This is a genomic window from Pseudomonas sp. S2_E01 (assembly GCF_054668365.1).
This window is the reverse complement of sequence record NZ_CP162762.1, coordinates 2,266,119-2,283,811: the sequence shown is the minus strand read 5'-3', so window position 1 is coordinate 2,283,811 and position 17,693 is coordinate 2,266,119. Positions and strand designations below refer to the sequence as shown.

At 56.9% G+C, this 17,693-nt stretch carries 12 protein-coding genes and 2 pseudogenes; 4 read left to right on the top strand and 10 right to left on the bottom strand.

The window, feature by feature from the left end; all coding sequences use genetic code 11:
* Positions 1 to 144 precede the first annotated feature (144 nt).
* The 4 genes from AB4O36_RS10500 (at position 145) to AB4O36_RS10485 (ending at position 6,190) form a co-directional block, all read left to right on the top strand.
* Entirely contained in the window at positions 145 to 1,680 is a 1,536-nt protein-coding gene (locus AB4O36_RS10500) for an OmpA family protein (protein ID WP_460124633.1), read from the top strand.
* Between the two features lie 21 nt (positions 1,681 to 1,701).
* Positions 1,702 to 3,288 carry a hypothetical protein gene (locus AB4O36_RS10495; protein ID WP_460141667.1) on the top strand — a complete coding sequence of 529 codons (1,587 nt, stop codon included), beginning with the start codon at positions 1,702 to 1,704 and terminating at the stop codon, positions 3,286 to 3,288.
* Positions 3,285 to 4,118, top strand: coding sequence for a hypothetical protein (locus AB4O36_RS10490; protein WP_460124629.1), 834 nt, complete (start codon positions 3,285 to 3,287; stop codon positions 4,116 to 4,118). Before AB4O36_RS10495 ends, AB4O36_RS10490 begins: the two co-directional genes overlap by 4 nt.
* 737 nt (positions 4,119 to 4,855) lie before the next feature.
* Entirely contained in the window at positions 4,856 to 6,190 is a 1,335-nt protein-coding gene (locus tag AB4O36_RS10485) for a PBS lyase (RefSeq protein WP_460124626.1), read from the top strand.
* A 103-nt stretch (positions 6,191 to 6,293) separates the two neighbouring features.
* Here AB4O36_RS10485 and AB4O36_RS10480 read toward each other — a convergent pair whose 3' ends face one another.
* The 10 genes and pseudogenes from AB4O36_RS10480 to AB4O36_RS10435 all read right to left on the bottom strand — a co-directional run bounded on the left by AB4O36_RS10480 (position 6,294) and on the right by AB4O36_RS10435 (position 16,901).
* Entirely contained in the window at positions 6,294 to 7,160 is an 867-nt protein-coding gene (locus AB4O36_RS10480) for a PoNe immunity protein domain-containing protein (protein ID WP_460124623.1), read from the bottom strand.
* 169 nt (positions 7,161 to 7,329) lie between these two features.
* Positions 7,330 to 7,485, bottom strand: a pseudogene (locus AB4O36_RS10475) (DNA/RNA non-specific endonuclease); the annotation flags it as partial.
* A gap of 382 nt (positions 7,486 to 7,867) precedes the next feature.
* On the bottom strand, positions 7,868 to 8,131 hold the full coding sequence (locus tag AB4O36_RS10470; protein WP_460141666.1) for a hypothetical protein: 264 nt from the start codon (positions 8,129 to 8,131) through the stop codon (positions 7,868 to 7,870).
* 668 nt (positions 8,132 to 8,799) lie between these two features.
* A pseudogene (locus AB4O36_RS10465) lies at positions 8,800 to 9,600 on the bottom strand (transposase); the annotation flags it as partial.
* A gap of 69 nt (positions 9,601 to 9,669) precedes the next feature.
* Positions 9,670 to 10,110: a DUF6990 domain-containing protein gene (locus tag AB4O36_RS10460; protein WP_460126688.1), complete on the bottom strand. Its 441-nt coding sequence runs from the start codon at positions 10,108 to 10,110 to the stop codon at positions 9,670 to 9,672.
* Positions 10,111 to 10,267: 157 nt separating this feature from the next.
* Positions 10,268 to 10,537 (bottom strand): hypothetical protein, encoded by a 270-nt coding sequence (locus tag AB4O36_RS10455; protein ID WP_460124617.1) that lies wholly within the window; start codon positions 10,535 to 10,537, stop codon positions 10,268 to 10,270.
* Positions 10,538 to 10,608: 71 nt separating this feature from the next.
* Positions 10,609 to 13,524 (bottom strand): bpX6 domain-containing protein, encoded by a 2,916-nt coding sequence (locus tag AB4O36_RS10450; protein ID WP_460141665.1) that lies wholly within the window; start codon positions 13,522 to 13,524, stop codon positions 10,609 to 10,611.
* Complete coding sequence (locus AB4O36_RS10445) at positions 13,517 to 15,349, bottom strand: hypothetical protein (RefSeq protein ID WP_460124609.1); 1,833 nt, start codon at positions 15,347 to 15,349, stop codon at positions 13,517 to 13,519. The genes AB4O36_RS10450 and AB4O36_RS10445 overlap by 8 nt, the downstream gene beginning before the upstream one ends.
* Positions 15,349 to 15,783 carry a bpX5 domain-containing protein gene (locus AB4O36_RS10440; protein ID WP_460124606.1) on the bottom strand — a complete coding sequence of 145 codons (435 nt, stop codon included), beginning with the start codon at positions 15,781 to 15,783 and terminating at the stop codon, positions 15,349 to 15,351. The genes AB4O36_RS10445 and AB4O36_RS10440 overlap by 1 nt, the downstream gene beginning before the upstream one ends.
* Positions 15,780 to 16,901 (bottom strand): AAA family ATPase, encoded by a 1,122-nt coding sequence (locus AB4O36_RS10435; RefSeq protein ID WP_460124604.1) that lies wholly within the window; start codon positions 16,899 to 16,901, stop codon positions 15,780 to 15,782. The genes AB4O36_RS10440 and AB4O36_RS10435 overlap by 4 nt, the downstream gene beginning before the upstream one ends.
* Positions 16,902 to 17,693: the final 792 nt, after the last annotated feature.

Below are 17,693 nucleotides of genomic sequence, written 5' to 3'. Positions count from 1 at the left end.
ATACGCCCCGCTACCAGTCGGTCAGAAATAAAACCTGTCGTCGGCTGGTTCCTGATGGCGATATGGGACATTTCTCTGTAAATTCCACGCGCAGGCAGGTGTCAATTTGCCATCGTCGAAAAAATAGACCGGCAAGGAGCCGTCATGCAGAAAACGTTTCGCCTAACCGCACTCAGCTGCGCATTCCTTACGGTAGCCGGATGCAGCGGTCAGCAAGTGCAGGGTTTTAAAGACTCCGTAAATACCATTGGCAAAGACTACGGCATGCCTGTGCTCTGCGGAGTTGGGATTATTGCTGGCGGCGCAGCCGGATACGCTCTGAAAGGTAAGGATGGGGCACTTGTTGGCGCTGCAGCTGGCGGCGCAATTGGCTGCGCCTTGGGCTATGTCTGGCAGTCCCGTCTTCAAGAGCTGGACCGCATCGCTAAAGAAGAAAACCTTAAAATCACTACCGAGCAGCTGACTGTCGCTTCCAGCGCTGTAGTTACCGCCGTGCCGAAAGAGGCTGGCCTAGTCACCCAGATCGAAGACAGCGGCATGTTTGCCACAGACTCTGACCAGCTCACCGAAAACGGCAAGCGTGCAGTCAGCAAGCTGGCGCAGATGTACTCCAGGCCCAGCACTACCGACCAGAAAGCCGCCGCCAAACAGCTTCAAGAGCGTCGCCTGCTCGTGGTTGGCCACAGCGATGCTACCGGTAACGCTGAGCACAACCAAAAGCTGTCCGAGCGTCGTGCTAGAACTGTGGGCAATGTGCTGATGCAAGCCGGCATCCCCGCCACCGTGATCTACTACCAGGGTGCTGGATCCTCTCGCCCAATCGCCGACAACAGCGATCCGTTTGTGCGTGGCCAGAACCGCCGCGTAGAAATCGTCGAACTGGCCAACGAGCAAGCGCTGGTCATGCGTGCCCAGGCTGAGGCCGGCAACACCAAGTACCTGCAATACGGCACATCCCCGACCGTCAAGCCAAGTACAGCCGTCACCCAGACCGTTAAGTCTTCTGGCTCCGCAAACGCTCCGGTGGCCACTCAGAAGCCTGCATCTGGGACTGCAGTCGCTAGCACCAGCAATGCCCAGAAGCTGGTTACCAAGGCTAAGCCTGCTGTCGATTTCGCCGGCAAGCCGGCGGATGCATATAACTGGTCCATGGCCCATAACATCGAGCCCAAGAGAAGTGGCTTTGCGCTGATCAGCTCCGCACACGCCAAAGAAATGCCAATCGCAAGCTGCGAAGCTGACATGCCTCGTAATGCCGGTGATGTCCTGAGCATGGCTGATGACAAGCCTCTGCAGCGTCATGCGACGAAGGACTACCTCCCGGGGTACAACAACCGCGTGTGGGCCAACACTGTAAACGGTCATCTGGTCACGGTGTCGCCTGTTTCGATCCTGCGCGAAAACGCGCAAGTTGATCGCCAGCCGATTTTGCAGGTCGTCAAAGACTACGACCAAAACAGCAAGAACAAAGCGCAAACGATCAAGGCCGTGGCCAACACCTACGAAGGCGAGAGCCAAGTGCTGTACCGCGTATTCGCCAACGATGCCAAGGCATCGGTTTCCTGCATGGATCTCGTGTTCAGCAAGGGTAACGCCAAGGTTACCGAGGGCGCCCTGTTCTATGCCGCCGGTTCAGATGCCTACGTGGCGCCGTACCTGCCAATTCCTGCCACCAAATAAAGCAAGTCACGGAAGGCCTAAATGGAAGACTTATCTCTAGCTGCACTCAAATCACTGATCCTTGCCAACCAATTGCTGACCACCGGCATCATCTCGCTGCTCGTGAGTGCCGTGGTCATCTGGAAGTACTGGGAACAGGTTTCCTACTTCCTGATCCGCGTATGGCATAGCTTCCCCCTGATCGGTACTGTCGCTCGCCTGTCGCGCAAGCCGTCCTCGGTCGATAGCGATGGCTGGATCAACCACGAAGTTACTCTGGCTGGCGTGTACTACCGCGAGCACAAAAAGTACATGAAGGGCCCGGAGGCCTACAACGCCTCCCTCGACTACCTCGCCAAGGCCGGTGAAGCCGGCCGCTCTCCCCGCCCGGCATGGGTTCTGTTCCTGGTAGTTGGGCTGGTCCTGATCGAGGCGATGGGTTTTGCCTACGTGCTCGCAGGATGGATGAACATGGATGCCTCTACCAATGACCGTCACCTGCTGACAGCTGGTACCGCAATCCTGCTGGCAGTGGCATCGGCGATTTTTGCTGAGGCCGCCGGCCATACCGTGCATCACAACACCTTGATTGCCCGTGCACGCCACTGGTGGCAGGGCGAAGAGCCGAGCAAGCGCTCCCGCTCCCTGAAGGCCAACAAGGCAATCAACCTGGAAGATTCGTTCTCCGATAGCAACAGCCCTGACTATGAGCAACTGCTGGCTCGCGTGAAGGACGTTAACTCCAACGTGTCCCGCAAGTTCCTTTGGCTGATCATCTGCGGTGTCTTCGTCGCCTGCATGGCCATTGGAGCCTTCGTAGTTCGCTCCGCCACTCTGGATAGCATCGAGACCGAGATGGTCAACAGCATGCGTACGGAGGCCTCCGCTCAGAGCGGCAGCAACGTTGGCTCGCCGTTTGACCTGCCGGCAGAGTCCCAGGCCATCAACGATGAAACTCAGGACGCCACTATCGATGACAAGATGACGGCCATCCGCCAGGCCAGCCTGACCACTTACGTCATGCTGTCCCTAATCTACATCGCCATCCAAGGCATCAGTATCTGGCTGGCCAGCAAGTACCACTTCGCCGGTACCCATTCCCACACCGCATGGCGCCTGACTCATGAGTACGCCACTGCCGAGGAAATGATGGACGCCATGGATCAGCATCGTACTGCCATCGCCAGCCATGCAGACGATAAGCTGCGCCGACTCCAGACGGCACTATCCAGTCGCGACCATACTAACTCTGGCGTGCTCGGTGCCCTGGAAGGCGAGAATTCGGCCCACCGAAATTTCTTGGCCTACGTTGAGTACAAGGCTGGCAAGGTATCCCAGAAAGCTGCTGCACAGCCTGCACCTGTAACTCCGGTGGCTCAGGTAGCTCAGGTTGAAGCCACGGCCTCTTCGGCTGTAGCAGCTACCGCCCCAGCACCTACTGCTGAGCCGGGCACCGCTATCAAGGCCTCTGACTTCCATGATGTCACCGGCCTACCCGAGGAAAGCCTTGCTGCTGCCAGCCGTGCTCTGAATGTCAACGAAGCTCAGCTACGTGATATTCGAGAGCAGCAGCAGGCTCTGAAGGCCCTGGGTCTGTTCCCGGCCAACAAAGAGGTAACACTGTCGTGAGAGCTGCCAAGGCTTTGATCCTGGCGCTGGCGCTGCCTTGTGCAGCGTTGGCAGCCGAACGGAATGACCTGCAGAGCTGCTACGACCGGAACGGCCTCACCGAGATCAAGCCGGCTGGTACCGGGCGCGAGCTGGTGGTCATTATCGACCAGACCATCCCTATGCCCGAGGATTTGCAGCGCAGCAGTTGGGGACAGGTTGACCGGTTCGTTCAGGCTGGTGACCGCGTGAAGCTATACACCTTTTCGGCATTCTTGCCAGGCGAGTATCTGCGCCTGACTTATTCCGCTGAGTTGGACATGCCGCTCGAAGGCGAAATCCGTGACGACGTGAACATGCGCAAGCTGCGTGGCCTGGATCAGTGCATGACAACACAGAAGAAGGCGTTCCAAGCTGGCTTCGGCAAGCAGTTCGTCAACGGCCTGCGTCAAGCACGGGAGGATATCCCGAAGAGCGAAATCATGAATTCCCTGCGTAAAGTGGGCGAGGACATGCAGCGCGAACAGGATGTAAATGATCGCGTGGTTTACCTGATCTCGGACATGCTTGAGCACTCAGACTACACAAGCTTCTACGCCTCCAACCAGATCAAGCAGCTCAACGTGAGCAACGAGCTCAAGCTCGCGCAAAGCAAAGGGCTTTTCGCTGATCTGCAGGGCGCTCGTGTCTACGTTTCGGGTGCCGGCCTTGTCACCGATTCGGTGAAGCACGCCTACCGCTCGGGCAAGACCATGGACGCGCTCAATCAATTCTGGTCTCAGTACCTGAGTGCCTCGAACGCGACTCTGGCTGGATTCGGGACACCGAGTTTAAGCACTGATCTTCGCTGAGATTGATGGCTGAAAATGTGCTTTTACCAGCATTTCAATACTGCTAAAAGCGCAAATTCGACAAGAAGTGCAACACAACTGAAAAGGATAACTTATGGGCGTCTGTGACAGGCAAGTCCTGGTCGAAAGACGTCAACGCAAATAACAGTGACGGCTAAACTGATCAACTCGGATTCACTCAATCAGCTTGGAAGCATGACGATCAAATGGATTTCATTCTGGACATACTAGCGCACCGCATCGGTGTTTATGTGCTGAGCTTGTTAAGCGGAGGTCGCTTCAAGGGCGTAAGCGGTTTTGCTTGGGGCTGCGCAGTGGCAGTAGGCGGATTGATTATGTTGGGGTCAATCGCCGCTCTGATCACCGCACTCATTTATAGCAACCAGCATGTTACGGGGGCCTCGTAGAGGACTAGAGATAAGGCCATGACCTTGAGTTGAAAAGTCAGCCTCGTTGTAGGCTTGACCGGACGCAACCAATCGCATCGAGAAAATCCGCTGCTCGAAAAAACGGCCTACCCGACTCCTCGTGTGTGTGCTGCGCACGACGTTCAAAGCTATCCATAGCGTGAACTTCATCGACTGGGTACCTTCCAGCCTTTACGATACTTCGCCAAGAGCCGAGCCAATGCCTCGGTCTCCCCTGGCGCTTGTTTGAAGAAATCTCTGATACGACAAGCATGCCCGTCATTGATCGAGCCTAAATGGCGTCGACCATAAGCGCAAAAAGGACTGAGCGTGAACACCACCAACGACTGGCTGAACAAACTGAAGCACAAATTAGCGCCCTCTTCCTCGTGGGCGGATCAACGACGCTACGAGGCGCTGCAGTTGCTGGCGAACATTGAAGGTGACTGCAATTGGGCAGCAATGACTGCCCACCAAAATGGCTTCATTCGGGAAGTCGCTGTCAGGGAACTGTGCAGCCACCCCTCCCCTGAAGCATTGGTCGCTTTGATTGAAAGGCTTAATGACTGGGTGCCACAGATTCGCGATCTCGCGGGGGCGGGGTTGAAACAGTACCTTTCTGCGACGCATGCTCAGGCATTACTGTCAGCGCTGGTGCCCTTGATGGCGCTGGCCTCACGCAGCAGGGCTGACCACGGCCCAACACTGCTGGCTGTGCGAGCAGTACTGCAATCGCCCGGCATCCGCCAGGCTGTCCATGAAGACTTCCTCACACGTCAAGGCAAAGCCGCCCGCTACCTGTTTGCACTGTTGCTCCAGGGCAACACCGACCCTCAACTGCTAGTACGCAGCGCCCTTGCCCATAGAGAGTTGACCGTAAGACTGTTAGCCGTGTCCGCCTGCAAGGAACTGCCGGCTGAGCAAGCTCGCACGTTGCTCCATGAAGCCTTACCCCGACCAGGGGCCAAAGTCCGAGTGTGCATACTGCGGGCGCTGCTGCCATTACTCGATGACCCCAAGCCCGTATTGCGCGAGTCATTGATCGACATCTCTGCCTCGATACGTGCGTTCGCGCGCTGGGCGGCCCCCAAGAACGGACTCGATGCACATGATGTTCTCGCTGCGCAATTGAACCAGGCGCTGCCCACAGCGAAGCGGGGCTGGCTGGGCACTCTTGGCTTGACTGCGGAGCTGAATGCTGTCCTCCCAAGTTCGTGGCATAAGGCTGCTCTGCGCTCTGTTTACCCCACCGTGCGACTGGCTGCCGTGCACCTTCTTCGGGAAGACCAACTGCGGGAGATGTTCAACGCACTTGATGATCCGTGCGACCAAGTGTTTTTTGCCGCGATCGCTCGATTGAACGAACAGCCTTGCAACTCGATAAAGTCAGAACTGAATACCCAATTGAGTCGTGACTGGCCCAGCCTGCCAGTGGCACGTGGACAAGCGGTCCTGCGGCTGCTCCCGGGATGGCAGCAACTGGCATACCTGCTCAATCGCTTGGACACAGAACAAACATTGCAGGCTTTCTGGCGCCGCCAAGTGAACATGTGGCGTGACCGGCAGTATCTGATGATCGACCCCGTTACGCCAAAAGCCGAACGTGAAGCCTTGGCGAAGAGGCTCCAGAAGCTGGAGCCGCTACTTGGTCAGTGGTCTATGTGAATGAAGCTCGGGACCGACCGCGGTTCCTTTCTTCAATAACCCGACATCGCAGTGCTCTACGCAATCGCGCTGAAGTCTGATGTGATCAATCCTGATCAACTGATTACTTGTCTCGGCCCGCTCCAAAGAATCGAAACCAGCTGCGCGATTGCTTGGCCGGTGCATGTGTACGGTGCGTGGTGGGCCCCTCAGGACGCAATAGATCACCTGGATAATGTGGATGCCCCAAACACTGACTGTCATCCAATGAAAAAGCCTGAACGACGGCCACAGCTTCAATGCACCAACGCCCAAAATAGCTGCCCGCCTCCAGCGGGTGCTTTTCAGGATCACCGTAGTGATACCACCACGGTTGTTGCTTGCCCCGGCGGTTAAGCTCCGGGTACCAAGCGTCGACGAACATCTGCAGCTTGCCACCCGCAAGGTCTTTCGGCGCATCAATAGCTTCGAGCAGCCGGGCGTATGGTTTTGGATGCAATAGAGCACTCCCTATGACACGGGTGGGCTCACGGCTGGCAATAACCCTGTCCAGCAATACGTCGGCACCCTCTTCACCAATCAGGGCCACCAGTCGACGCCATTGCTCGTCAGGAACACGCAAGACCAGCGCCAGTCCCACCAACCAGAAACACCAGATGTAGTGATCGAGATCGGCAAGATCGAACGTCCAGTCGCGGCAGGTTTTCAGATTGCTTTCAGCGCACACGCTTTCCGCCAAACGATTAGATAGCTCCCAGGTATCCACCAACTGCGCAAATGATTGGCCTAGCTCAGCAACCGGATCGCCCTGGGAGTAGCGGCGCAAGGTCAAACGTAAAATGTCTTTTGATAGATCAAAAGAAAATTGCGGGTCATAGACCGGATTCTTTGAGGGCTCAGACAAGAGCCTCTGCGCTTTCTCTATCCAGCTTAGATCTTTCGCGACCCGCTCGCGCCAGTAGACAGGCCCTGCCACTGAGTCTCGAGTCATAGTTGTGCTCCTGCAGATAATGAAGCCTGTGCATTTAGGTCCCCCTTACAATTTGGAGCTTCATTCAAGTAATCAGGAGGCAAATCACGAGGCCTAGTATTGTGCACCCAGGTCATGCACTCGCATACATAGAATGTGTGGCCCACATTGACAGTCAGGTTGTAGGTCACCAGTACCCACTGGGTATCGTATGAACCTTATTCGTCCCAGGTAACGACCCCATATCCCGCTCATAGAGTGGCCCTGTGGCCACATACACCGCATCAACACCCTCAACCTTACTCAGACTCCGCTCCTGATCCTCCAACCGCGCCCAGGCGCCTTCACATTGTTGATATGGCGACTTCAAACTTGAATCAGGCAAAGAGCACTGATCATTCACGCGTACACGCAGGTGTTGGAAAACATTGCCTATCGTACCGAAAATGCTTGCGCCACGGCGTGCACTGGCAGACGTTTCCTAGCTGCTGGTCGTACCGTTGCTCGATGGTTGCACTCTAATGGATGTACTTGGTCGGCGGCTGCGGGGTGAATGAACCAGGCGACCTTTGGGGCACCCGTTTTATGGCGTGAGCAATAGATAAATCCCTTTTACACCGCAGGGACACTCGTCACGAGGCTGATAGTTTTTACATCTCCGACGTCAAAAATGTGACAGACTTATTCTGTCGCCAACTCTCACGCAAAATGACCTACCCACCTACAGCCTAATCTTCAAACTCCACCCACTCATACCGATCACCGTCTTTTATTTCTTCGCTAGCTCCAGGCACGTATTGACCATACTCAATGACAGAAGCGCTAGAGAGGCTTGGCTCGCCTCGTACACGGTTAATAAACCGAAAATACATTTCTCGAATTCCTTCGGGAAGTTCCGGCTCCAGACCACCCATCATAAGCCATACATTGTATGGTTCATCCATGCAGGGGAAGTCCAAAATTTCAACCAACATATTATTAATAAACGGCATTAGTTTTTTTGATACGAGTATCGAATCTCCTCCGCAGGGTCTGCAACCATAATATAATTCATCAATGCTTCACCTTCCCTCCGAAGCGCCTTGCGATCAATTTCAGTCAACCGCCCATCCTTATTTCTTCTAACCAGCTTTCTCACATCACCCTCCTTTTAATAAACACTAATCTCCCAACAAATTCAGCCGATGTAAACAGTGATCGATTTGGAACGATTACTTCCAACACAGCTCCACTGCGTCACGCCTTTTACAGAGTTTTTTCGTAACCGCAATTGTACTTTGAAAACCGTAGCTGTATCCCTCAGTGTGATTTGATAAATATCAAACGAACTGGCACTCACTGTACTAGGAGGCAATCCGAATAGCGCACCCAATTGAGAGGAGTTTTTCATTTAGGCATTTAGGGCTGATACGGTTGTCCAATAACGAGTCGTCGCGGACTGAGATGTTCCGATTGGTACAATTTTAACTAGCTTATCACTCGATATTGATTGTTTGCGCTGGTGGAACGTTAGCCCCTGACTCTAGAAATCCATTGGCGTACCGTTGCGCCTGTTCAAGAGGCATAGCGCTGGCTTGCAATCCTGCCCAGCCGGACACCCAACTGCACAGTGATCAATCACTACAGGCGCCGCTACCAGGGAATCAGGTTGATCTACCGGAATGTCGAACAACTCTTCGACTCGATCAATCATGGTTTTGGTGCTCTCGACCTCGGCCGTTCGATGAGCCGGTGTGGGTTCTACATCCATGATCACGCCATGCTCGACATCAATCAGGTAGTTCGTGGAATAGGCGAAAAACGCTGAGCCACCCGGGGCGGCCGTCCAACGGGCTAAAGGATCAGTCAGCGATAAGCGCTTGGGAAGAGCTTCAGCGAGCGCCTCCTCATCGAGTGCTTCGAGGTATTCACGGACAGCACGAGTGCTCAGAGACGGGTCGCGCAGTTGATCTCTTCATCGTTAGACGCTCCACGTTGCCAACTCGCGTCCGCCTTGATGATGCTGGCGTCCACGGCAAAGCCTTCGCCCTTGACCAGACCCGCGTCCATGCAGCGATGCAGCGATGCAGCGATGCAGCACTTCATCAAAAAACCAGCGAAACAGATCGCTGTCCCGGAAACGGCCGTGTCGATTCTTGGAAAACGTAGAGTGATTAGGCACTTCATCCTCAAGGCTCAACCGGCAGAACCAGCGATACGCCAAGTTCAAATGAGCCTCTTCACACAAGCGCCGTTCGGAGCGAATGCCATAGCAACAGCCCACGACTAGCATGCGGATCATCAGTTCAAGATCAATCGAAGGACGCCCAATAGGGCTATAGAAATCGGCGAGGTAGTGGCGCAGGTCGCTCAGATCGAGGCACCGATCAATGCTGCGCAGAAGATGGTTTTTTGGGATGTGGTCTTCAAGGTTGAACGAGTAAAACAGCTGATCCTGCCCACTCGATAACTGCCCCATCATGCTGCGTACTCTCCCGCTGGCCGATGGAGTGATTTTGCCGCAGATCAGTCCATGGAGCTACTCAGGGAATCAGTTAACCTTGGGAGCGGTTCCCCGCGCAATCAGCAGCGAGCGCTCAATCATTTCAACGGTGATGTATGGGACGAACCCCAGCCTTTCGCCCTTTTTAAAGCTTTTTTTGTAATCCTCTAACTGATCGACATCTTGCGCAATTGCTAGTGCAGCTAGATGCCTGAGTGGCATTGCTCCTTTGGCGTCTGTAGGTAAAGACCTGTAGAGCGCCAGACTCGCATCTATATCTTGATTCTGAGCCCAAGATAGCGCCCTGTCAGATAGCTCGACTACATCGTCAGCGCCAATGGTCTCTAACTTCTGGGGCGTTTCGTTGCTTACGATGACAGGTGAAAAATATTTTCCCTCCCCAATGATGAACGCGACAGCATCCGAAAACGCTGTCGAGGAGATGGAGGGCGTGAACGAAACTCTAAAATGATCCGAGCGCTTCCCTATAGTCGGTCGGATGATACTGGTTTCTTAGGCTCTCAAGCGGGCGCTTTCTAGCCAACCTGCTTTAGCTGGTCGCGCGCTATAGATCTGCAGGAGACCTACTTTTTCAACAGAATCGGCCAAAAGCAGCCATCTGGGTTAAACGCTATCCGGAATACACTTAGGCTTCGACGTTAAACCTGCTCAAAAACGCGGCACCATCCGTGACACCAAGAATCTGATCGATCGCAGCGATTTTCATGATTGTGTGACCAAGATGGAAATCAGCGTTGCTGTACGCAGCCTCAGCCTCATTGTGGAGTGCATACGCCATGTGAGCCGCGATACGGACGCTCATTGGGGCATCTACTTCGCTGCCCAGGTAATCAGCAAGCAATGTCTTGATCTCAAGTAGCCCAAGCGCGAGTAGCCTAGTCTGGTCAGACTGCATAAACGAGCTCTCAGTATCAAAGCGAGTGTGCAAGGGGCTCGCGGGGTTAAATAAACTGATGCCGGATCTGTTCAGTTGAGGGACATGTTGCGCTGGCTGGCATCATCGACATTGATATGGCTCAAGCGGCCCTGGTGGTCGAACAGCAACCAATCGGCGCCCAGGCAACGCGCTTGCACATCTTGCAGCGGCCATTGCAGTGCAGCGCAGAGGCGGTCACTACTGCGGTGGATGAAATGCCAGCGTGTGTCCTGGTCGGAGACGATATAGCCGATCAACAGCCAGCGTTCGTAGAGAAACAGACGTACGGGATCCTCATAGGCAAACCCTTCAACGCAGCCGGGCAAACGGTAGCCCTTGCGACTGCCGCGCTGCTCCAGCACAAGGATTGGATCGTCCTCTCTCTCGGATTTAATCCGGAATTCAGTGACTTCGCTGGATGCACTGAACAGCTGGTAGCCGTCCTCATGAATCCTGGCGGGCATCGGCTCACGGCTGACCAGCCGACGTTCAGGCAGACGGTAGTGCCAAAGCTGGCTGCCCTCCTGAGGAGAGAATAACCACAGGCATTCGCTCTGCGCATCGTCCTTCAAGCTCACGATCCGGCCAGGCAAATCACTGACATGCCACAGGGTTTCAAACCCGCGGTCAACATCCACCACCCGCAACTGATGCCCGCGGCCGATGGTCCACGCCGTACCATCGAATGACTTGGCGAAAATGTCCAGCATCAGCACGCCCAGATCCGTCGCGGTGCGGTTGACCAGGTCCAGTTTGCTGATTCGCCACACGTCATCGCGTCGGGCCAGAACCAGCGCCATCTGCCGACTATTGGCCAGGACGATCGCCTCAGCAGGTATCGGGAAATGGAAGAGCGGCTTGCCGGCTGCGTCGATCACCACCGCCCCGACCTCACCCAGGGCCACTAAGTAACGTGTATCTTCCAGCGGCACCGCATCGAAAATGGCCCGACTTCCCATCTCCGGCGCCGTCCATTCAAGGGTCGAGTCGACACTCTGCAGCGACAGGCCAGCGGGACGCGGCAGCGCCTGGCCCGGCAGGTCGGCTTGCAGCAGTTTGTCCTTGCTCATTTTGACCAGCGCTTGCAGCTGATTCTGGGTCAACCGCCCGTGGCCGCAGGCCTGATCGGCGACAATAGCGTGTACCGTGGCGCCGGTGAGCCAGGCCAATGCGCCCGCCTGATTCTTGTGCAGCAACAACGTTTCGGCCAGGGCGGCACGCTCGGCGAAGCGCTGGGGATCATCCCGTAGCTGCTCGACCCAAGCCCCGTAGGCCGCCAGGGTATTGGGCAGTAAAATCGCCCGTTTGACCAGCGCTCCGATGGCCAGCCGTCCTCCGGCGACTTCGGCATTGAGCAACCATTGCGCGGCCCGCTCGCGCTCGGCAGGCAGACTCCAGATCACGTCCACGGCTTGCAGCCAGAGGCCCTTGCCGGTCAAGGCTTCGGCCCATTCCAGGCGCAGACGGTCGGCACTCTCGGGCCACCTTTCCTGAAGCATCACCACCGCGTCACCAAAGGCATCGTCACGACGGGCTACCAGCAACGCACGCTGCCAGTTGTCGGCCAGGCACAGCAGACGCACGATCATCGCTGACGGCATATCCCATGCGAGGGCAAGATCGGCCGCTTGCTGGTGACGGCCGTGTTTTTCCAGGTAATCGAGGGATTCCTGGCGCACCTTGAGCAGTTCGGCGAGGACAAACACCGCCTCTTCGACCCGGCCTTCGCGGTCCAGACGTTCAAACGTCTGCCGGTAGATTTGCCGTAGGTGGGACTCCAGATCTTCCTCGAACATCATCGAGCGACTGGGCCCACGGTGCTGATTGATCGCCAGTTCCTGACGCCGCTGTGGAGTACCAAACTCCTGCTCACCGCTGCTTTGCCCATTGCCCAGAGGAATGGCGTGGCGCAGGGCTTCTTCCAGATCGCCGTTTTCGAACATCTCCAGCATGCGCCGCATATAAGCGGCCTGACGCTTTCCATACAACCCGGACAGGCGCGAATGGAGGGTCAGGCGGGTCAACCAGCGACGCCAGGTGGCGGGCTTGTGTTGAACGCGCGTGGCACGCGGTGCAAGCGGCGGCTGCGCCGGTTTCCGTGGCGCCCCCCCTTGCACAGGCGCTGCACGACGCAGAAGTTTGCGCGCGCCCATCAACAACAGCGTGAACAACACCGAACCGATCACCGTCCCCACCAGCACACCGCTGAATTCAAACGATACGGGCGCCACTGGACTCGCCGGCAATTTGGGTAAGCCATTATTTTTGCCCTGGGACCCCATCCAAAACAAGGCCACCAGCAACAGCAAGGTCACGCCGAGTTTCAGCCAAGGCATTGATGGGTCTTCGGTATTCTTCCAGGCATTGTTCTTTGGCGTGCTGACTTGAGGAGGGGGCAGGTTATTTTGCGCATGGCGCTGGCGTTCCAGCAGCGCTTGCATCACTCCTTCCCGCTCAGGGCTGACCGGCCCCAGCGCACCACCAAGGATTTCCCGCACATCGGTTGGCACCGCCAGAGGTTCAAGCACCGGTTCCGGCAGCGTGCTGCGACAGTCATAAGTGTCCAGCATGGTGTAACCGCTGACGTCGATCCACTGACCTGGCGCAAGCGGCGCAGCATCGCGCAGTTGCAACGCGCTGACGTGACTACCGCGTACCAGCCAGACATCGGCGGCGGGCAAGCTGCGCATCTCTTGCGGGGCCAGCAGGGCAGAACACAAGGCACGGCCCTGACGGATCAGAGGCCACCCGATCAGCGCTTCGCACTGAACCGATACTGACTGGCGAAAACGCAGCAAGTCGCCGTCGGCGAAGCGATAGACGCTGGCGCCGGTTTGCCACTGATCGAGGATCAAGTGCGCACGCTCGCACTCGTCAAAGCGCTCGAGGGAAAACCACACCCCTTCAATCTGTTGATGACCGGTAAGCACCGGGCGGCGAATTAATGCTGCGTCGTGCTCAAGCATCGGCGCCTTCCTTGTGTTTTTCCGGTATCTGGTTACAGAACACTTGCAGGCGCATGGTGCGCATGGGAACCGAGTACACCAGCAACTCTCGGGCGCTGGTCAAGGCTGCGACCAGGCCGCTCATGGGGCAGAAACTGACCCTGGAAATGGCATGGGAGGTCGTGAACAATACACGCTGCTGCCCTTCGCAATACAGGGCGATAATTTGCTGATTGGGGCTGAGCAATACCAGGGAATAGTGGTCATCACCCTCTTGCAGCAGCAAACCCAAACCCTTCCAGCGGCTGGCCAGATCGATCCGTTCCATCTGCACCGGGCGACCAGTGGCCGAGATCACCCGCCAGCTCTCGCTGCCATTGTCGACAGAGAGCAACGCACAGCCACCGAAAGACCGGCGCCACAGTGGACTGGCGGCAAACAGAACCTGGCTCACACCTTCGGCGACGCCGAGCACGTGGGCGCGTGATCCGATCCCGTCGGCGCCGACCGAATGGGCATACAAACGACCGCCGTCATTCTGCACATAGGCCACCACGTCCTTATCGACCTTGGCCAGACCCAGGACCCTATCCGCCAAACGGTGGGTTTTCCCGGTCGCTGGCAGGGTGGGAGATTTTCCGGTTTCCACCACCCAAAAGGCCAGATGACCCTGGGTATCCAGCAGAAACAGGCGGCCGACCGAGCCGCCGCGCAACCAGGCTGCGGGTAACAGTGTCGCGGTGCCGGGCGGTAGTTGCAGCTCTTCGCGGCTGGGCTTATGGATTGGTGTCAGACCGGGCATATTCCAGAACGACAGCTGCTGCTCGTAGCTCAACACCGCGCCGAGGGTGCGGCTTAAAAAGGTTACGGTCAGTGGCACCCGCCCGGCACTCCAAAGACTGCGGCGGATTTCCAAGGGTTTTTTCTGGTTTTCAGCCGGCAGTTTGATCACCACCATGCCAGCCTCGTCGAGTATTCTCAGCGCGATATGGGTACCCGCACTGGAGATGACCGGCGGCAAGGTCAAGGAGACGCGCGGCACACTGCCTTTAAGCGATGGCGCTACCACCACCTCACCGTCAAACTGACCTTTAAGCAACTGCAAGGCCAAACGCTCGTCGGGGATCGGCAGCGACACAAGCCGGGTGGTCGCTGCCTGCAATTCAAAGGACAGTTTCTGCCCGTCAAGGCTACGATGTACCTGAACCCGGTGGGTGCACGACTGGCTGTCGGTCTTGGGTAAACGCTGACCAACGATCCAGCATTCCCCGGCATTGTGTTGCTGTTCGGCCAGCCAGGCGCGCCAGGCATGCCAGTGTTCATCGCCCACCAACTGATAGGTGCGGGCATTGAGCAGGCGCTTGAGTTGCGACGAGGTGTCGAGTTCATGGAGCCGAGGCGCGTTTTGCAGAATGCCCCACCGCAACTCGGCACCGGCCTCCTGAGCGCGCCGCGCGAGCAACATCAGCAAAGCGAGGTGAACCAGACGCGCTGCGCCCAATTGCAAGGGGCCGGCATCAAACAAGACGACGATCATGCGGTTGGCCTGGCGTCCGCGGTACTGCGGCACGATGAACATATGCTCACCCACCACCGCCCGGCGCAGGAATTCTTCGGGCACCTCATCGGCTAGCAGCCATTCGCTGGATAACAGCCGTTCATAGGGACCACGGCGTCGCAGGTCGCCCAGGCCATCGGGCTCGGGCACGCCACCTTGTTGCAGACCGCGCAATGGACCCAGCATCGGGTTGAGACGGCCCAGCAGGTCGGCGAACAGCGGCCATTGCTCGGGGGCAAACCATTCCAGCCATTGGCGCCAGGGGTGCAAGGATTCAGGTAACTGCATCAGCGTCCCGCCCAATACGCATCGATTCGCTGCAAATGCTGCAGGGTTACCGGAAGTTGTCGATCGAGGGGAACCACCACCGGCGGGTCGCGCCACAGCAACAGCGGTGAACGTAAAAATCCCGTCGACAACGCCTGGCACACCAGATCGGTCGGCACCTCGGGCTCCCAACTGGTGGGCAACCACAGCCCCGGCGCACGTTCATCCGCCGAGGCGTATTCGACACCGTCGACCCAGGGCAGATCGCTGGCAACACCCGACACCACCAGCACGTCGCGATTGGCCGTGGCTTGCAGACGTGCTACCTGCTCTAAGGGCATCAGTAACAACCGTGCATGCAGGCGCCGCGCGGCATCGCCCCAGGCCACGGCGGCCTGCGGTTCGGCAGGCACCTGCCGGGGCCGCCAGGCCCAGCCCATTGCTGAGACACTCATGCAGCGGACGTCAACAGGCGGGTCATTAGCCCACGCACTTCCTGCAACCGCGCCGGCATGGTCTGGCTATTGAAGTTGGCATCGATCTCCCGCAGCAGGCCTTCCAGTAAGGGGCTTGCCGGCGGCTCGGTGCGTGCCAGGTATTCCTCGGCTGTTTCCAGCAGGCGATTGAGTCGCGACATCGGCTGCAAGGTCGCCTCCTCCACGGCACTGAACAAATGGCTGTTGGTGGACTGCGCGAAGATCTCACGCAGAACCTCGCGGCCATGCTGCTGGGTTTCTTTGGTCGGCAACACATACAACAGCGGCCACAGGTCCGCTTCGCTGGCCTCAATACGCCCACCGAGCAAAGCTGCAGCAGCGATCAGCCGTTGGGATTTGACAATGCGTCGGTCCGACAACTGGATACCGGCCTCACGCAAACGGCGGATCGCTTGGGCCAATGAGGGGCGAACCAGAGTGAGATCGACATTTTTCAGGGCCTGACCGAGGGTGTCCAGCTGACTCAAGCCAAGCAACTGCTGAACCGGCCGTTGCTCGGACTGCCAACCACCCGCCAGCATTGCTTCCAGCTGACTATCTGGCACCGATTCGACAAACAGGTGCAGTAGGAATCGGTCGCCAAATGCCGCCAAGGCTTCGTCGTCCGGTAGGCCATTGGCCGCCCCGACACAGACCCGCAGCGGGCATTGGATCTGAGTATGGCCTCGACGAAAGCGTCGCTCGTTGAGCACTCCCAGTAGCGTATTGAGGATCGCCGTAGAACCGAGGAAGACTTCGTCGAGAAACACAATATCGGCTTCTGGAAGCATGCCGCTGACATCAGTTTCCACCGTACCTTCGCGCAGTTTTTTCAGGTCCACCGCGCCAAACAGCTCCGAAGGCTCGGTAAAACGGCCCAGCAGGTATTCGAAATAGCGCCCCCCCATGGATTGCGCAACCCGCCGCACCACTGCGCTTTTGGCTGTGCCCGGCGGGCCGATCACCAGGATGTGCTCCTGGGCAACGGCGGCCAGAACAATCAGCTCGGCCAACTGTTCGCGCCCCACCAAGCCTTCGGTGGCTACACGAACGGCCTGGCGAATTTGCGCAGCAGCGCTCTGCAATGAAGCAATCATGGGCATCTTCCCTGAAACTGGAGCCGTGAATCTTGCCTGACTGAATGGCTCTGTCACAAGTCAACTAGAGACATAAGTGGCTATTTGTCATCATTTTCCATGTGGGAGTCCTTTGTTTGCGTAACCAACGCTGCGATGTCCCGCTGTGAGCGTCGGCTTGGGTCGATTGCGACTCTTGGTGACCGGCAGAAATCGGCCAGAAGCGGACTGTGCACGGGTAGATGCTGGCATCCCAACGCTGGCATTCTAGTAACCACACAACGCAAACAAGGAACATCCATGTTGGTCATTGAAATTGATCGGGATAGCGTGCTGCAGGGGATGATTTGGAAAGTCACAGGACATCAATCAGGCTTGATCCAGCAGTAACAATGGGTGCTTTGTTCGAAGCGATCCAAGCTATGGGTTACCTGCCTGGCCTCAGTGGAGGCAAGGCGACGTGGATTATTTGTTCGTCTGGCAAACATATAGGTGTTATCGCTCAGCAATGGCCAGAAACTAAATTGCTAATCCCCGCCGAGAGCATCCTGAGTCAGTATTTTCGGGATACCGAACCTATGCTTCTGTTCAGATATTGGTGCCAGACAGATCCAGACCATGTCTTTTCAAAGATCAAAGCTGGAAACGAACCGCCGTCTCGATTGTAGGACTGGCGGGGGCCGCCTATTGACCAAGAAGCTGAAATGTCTGCTTTCGATTGTGGTGGCCCGATGTGGTGGAGAACACTAGGCTATTTGCGGCCTGTTGCGGAGGTGGGCTACCGATCTACAGCTGCATCCTTTCGTTATCAGA

Coding starts and splice junctions, on each gene's coding strand:
- AB4O36_RS10500 (WP_460124633.1), top strand. CDS start 145: ATGCAGAAAACGTTTCGCCTAACCGCACTCAGCTGCGCATTCCTTACG.
- AB4O36_RS10495 (WP_460141667.1), top strand. CDS start 1,702: ATGGAAGACTTATCTCTAGCTGCACTCAAATCACTGATCCTTGCCAAC.
- AB4O36_RS10480 (WP_460124623.1), bottom strand. CDS start 7,160: ATGACTCGAGACTCAGTGGCAGGGCCTGTCTACTGGCGCGAGCGGGTC.
- AB4O36_RS10470 (WP_460141666.1), bottom strand. CDS start 8,131: ATGCCGTTTATTAATAATATGTTGGTTGAAATTTTGGACTTCCCCTGC.
- AB4O36_RS10455 (WP_460124617.1), bottom strand. CDS start 10,537: ATGCAGTCTGACCAGACTAGGCTACTCGCGCTTGGGCTACTTGAGATC.
- AB4O36_RS10450 (WP_460141665.1), bottom strand. CDS start 13,524: ATGCTTGAGCACGACGCAGCATTAATTCGCCGCCCGGTGCTTACCGGT.
- AB4O36_RS10445 (WP_460124609.1), bottom strand. CDS start 15,349: ATGCAGTTACCTGAATCCTTGCACCCCTGGCGCCAATGGCTGGAATGG.
- AB4O36_RS10440 (WP_460124606.1), bottom strand. CDS start 15,783: ATGAGTGTCTCAGCAATGGGCTGGGCCTGGCGGCCCCGGCAGGTGCCT.
- AB4O36_RS10435 (WP_460124604.1), bottom strand. CDS start 16,901: ATGATTGCTTCATTGCAGAGCGCTGCTGCGCAAATTCGCCAGGCCGTT.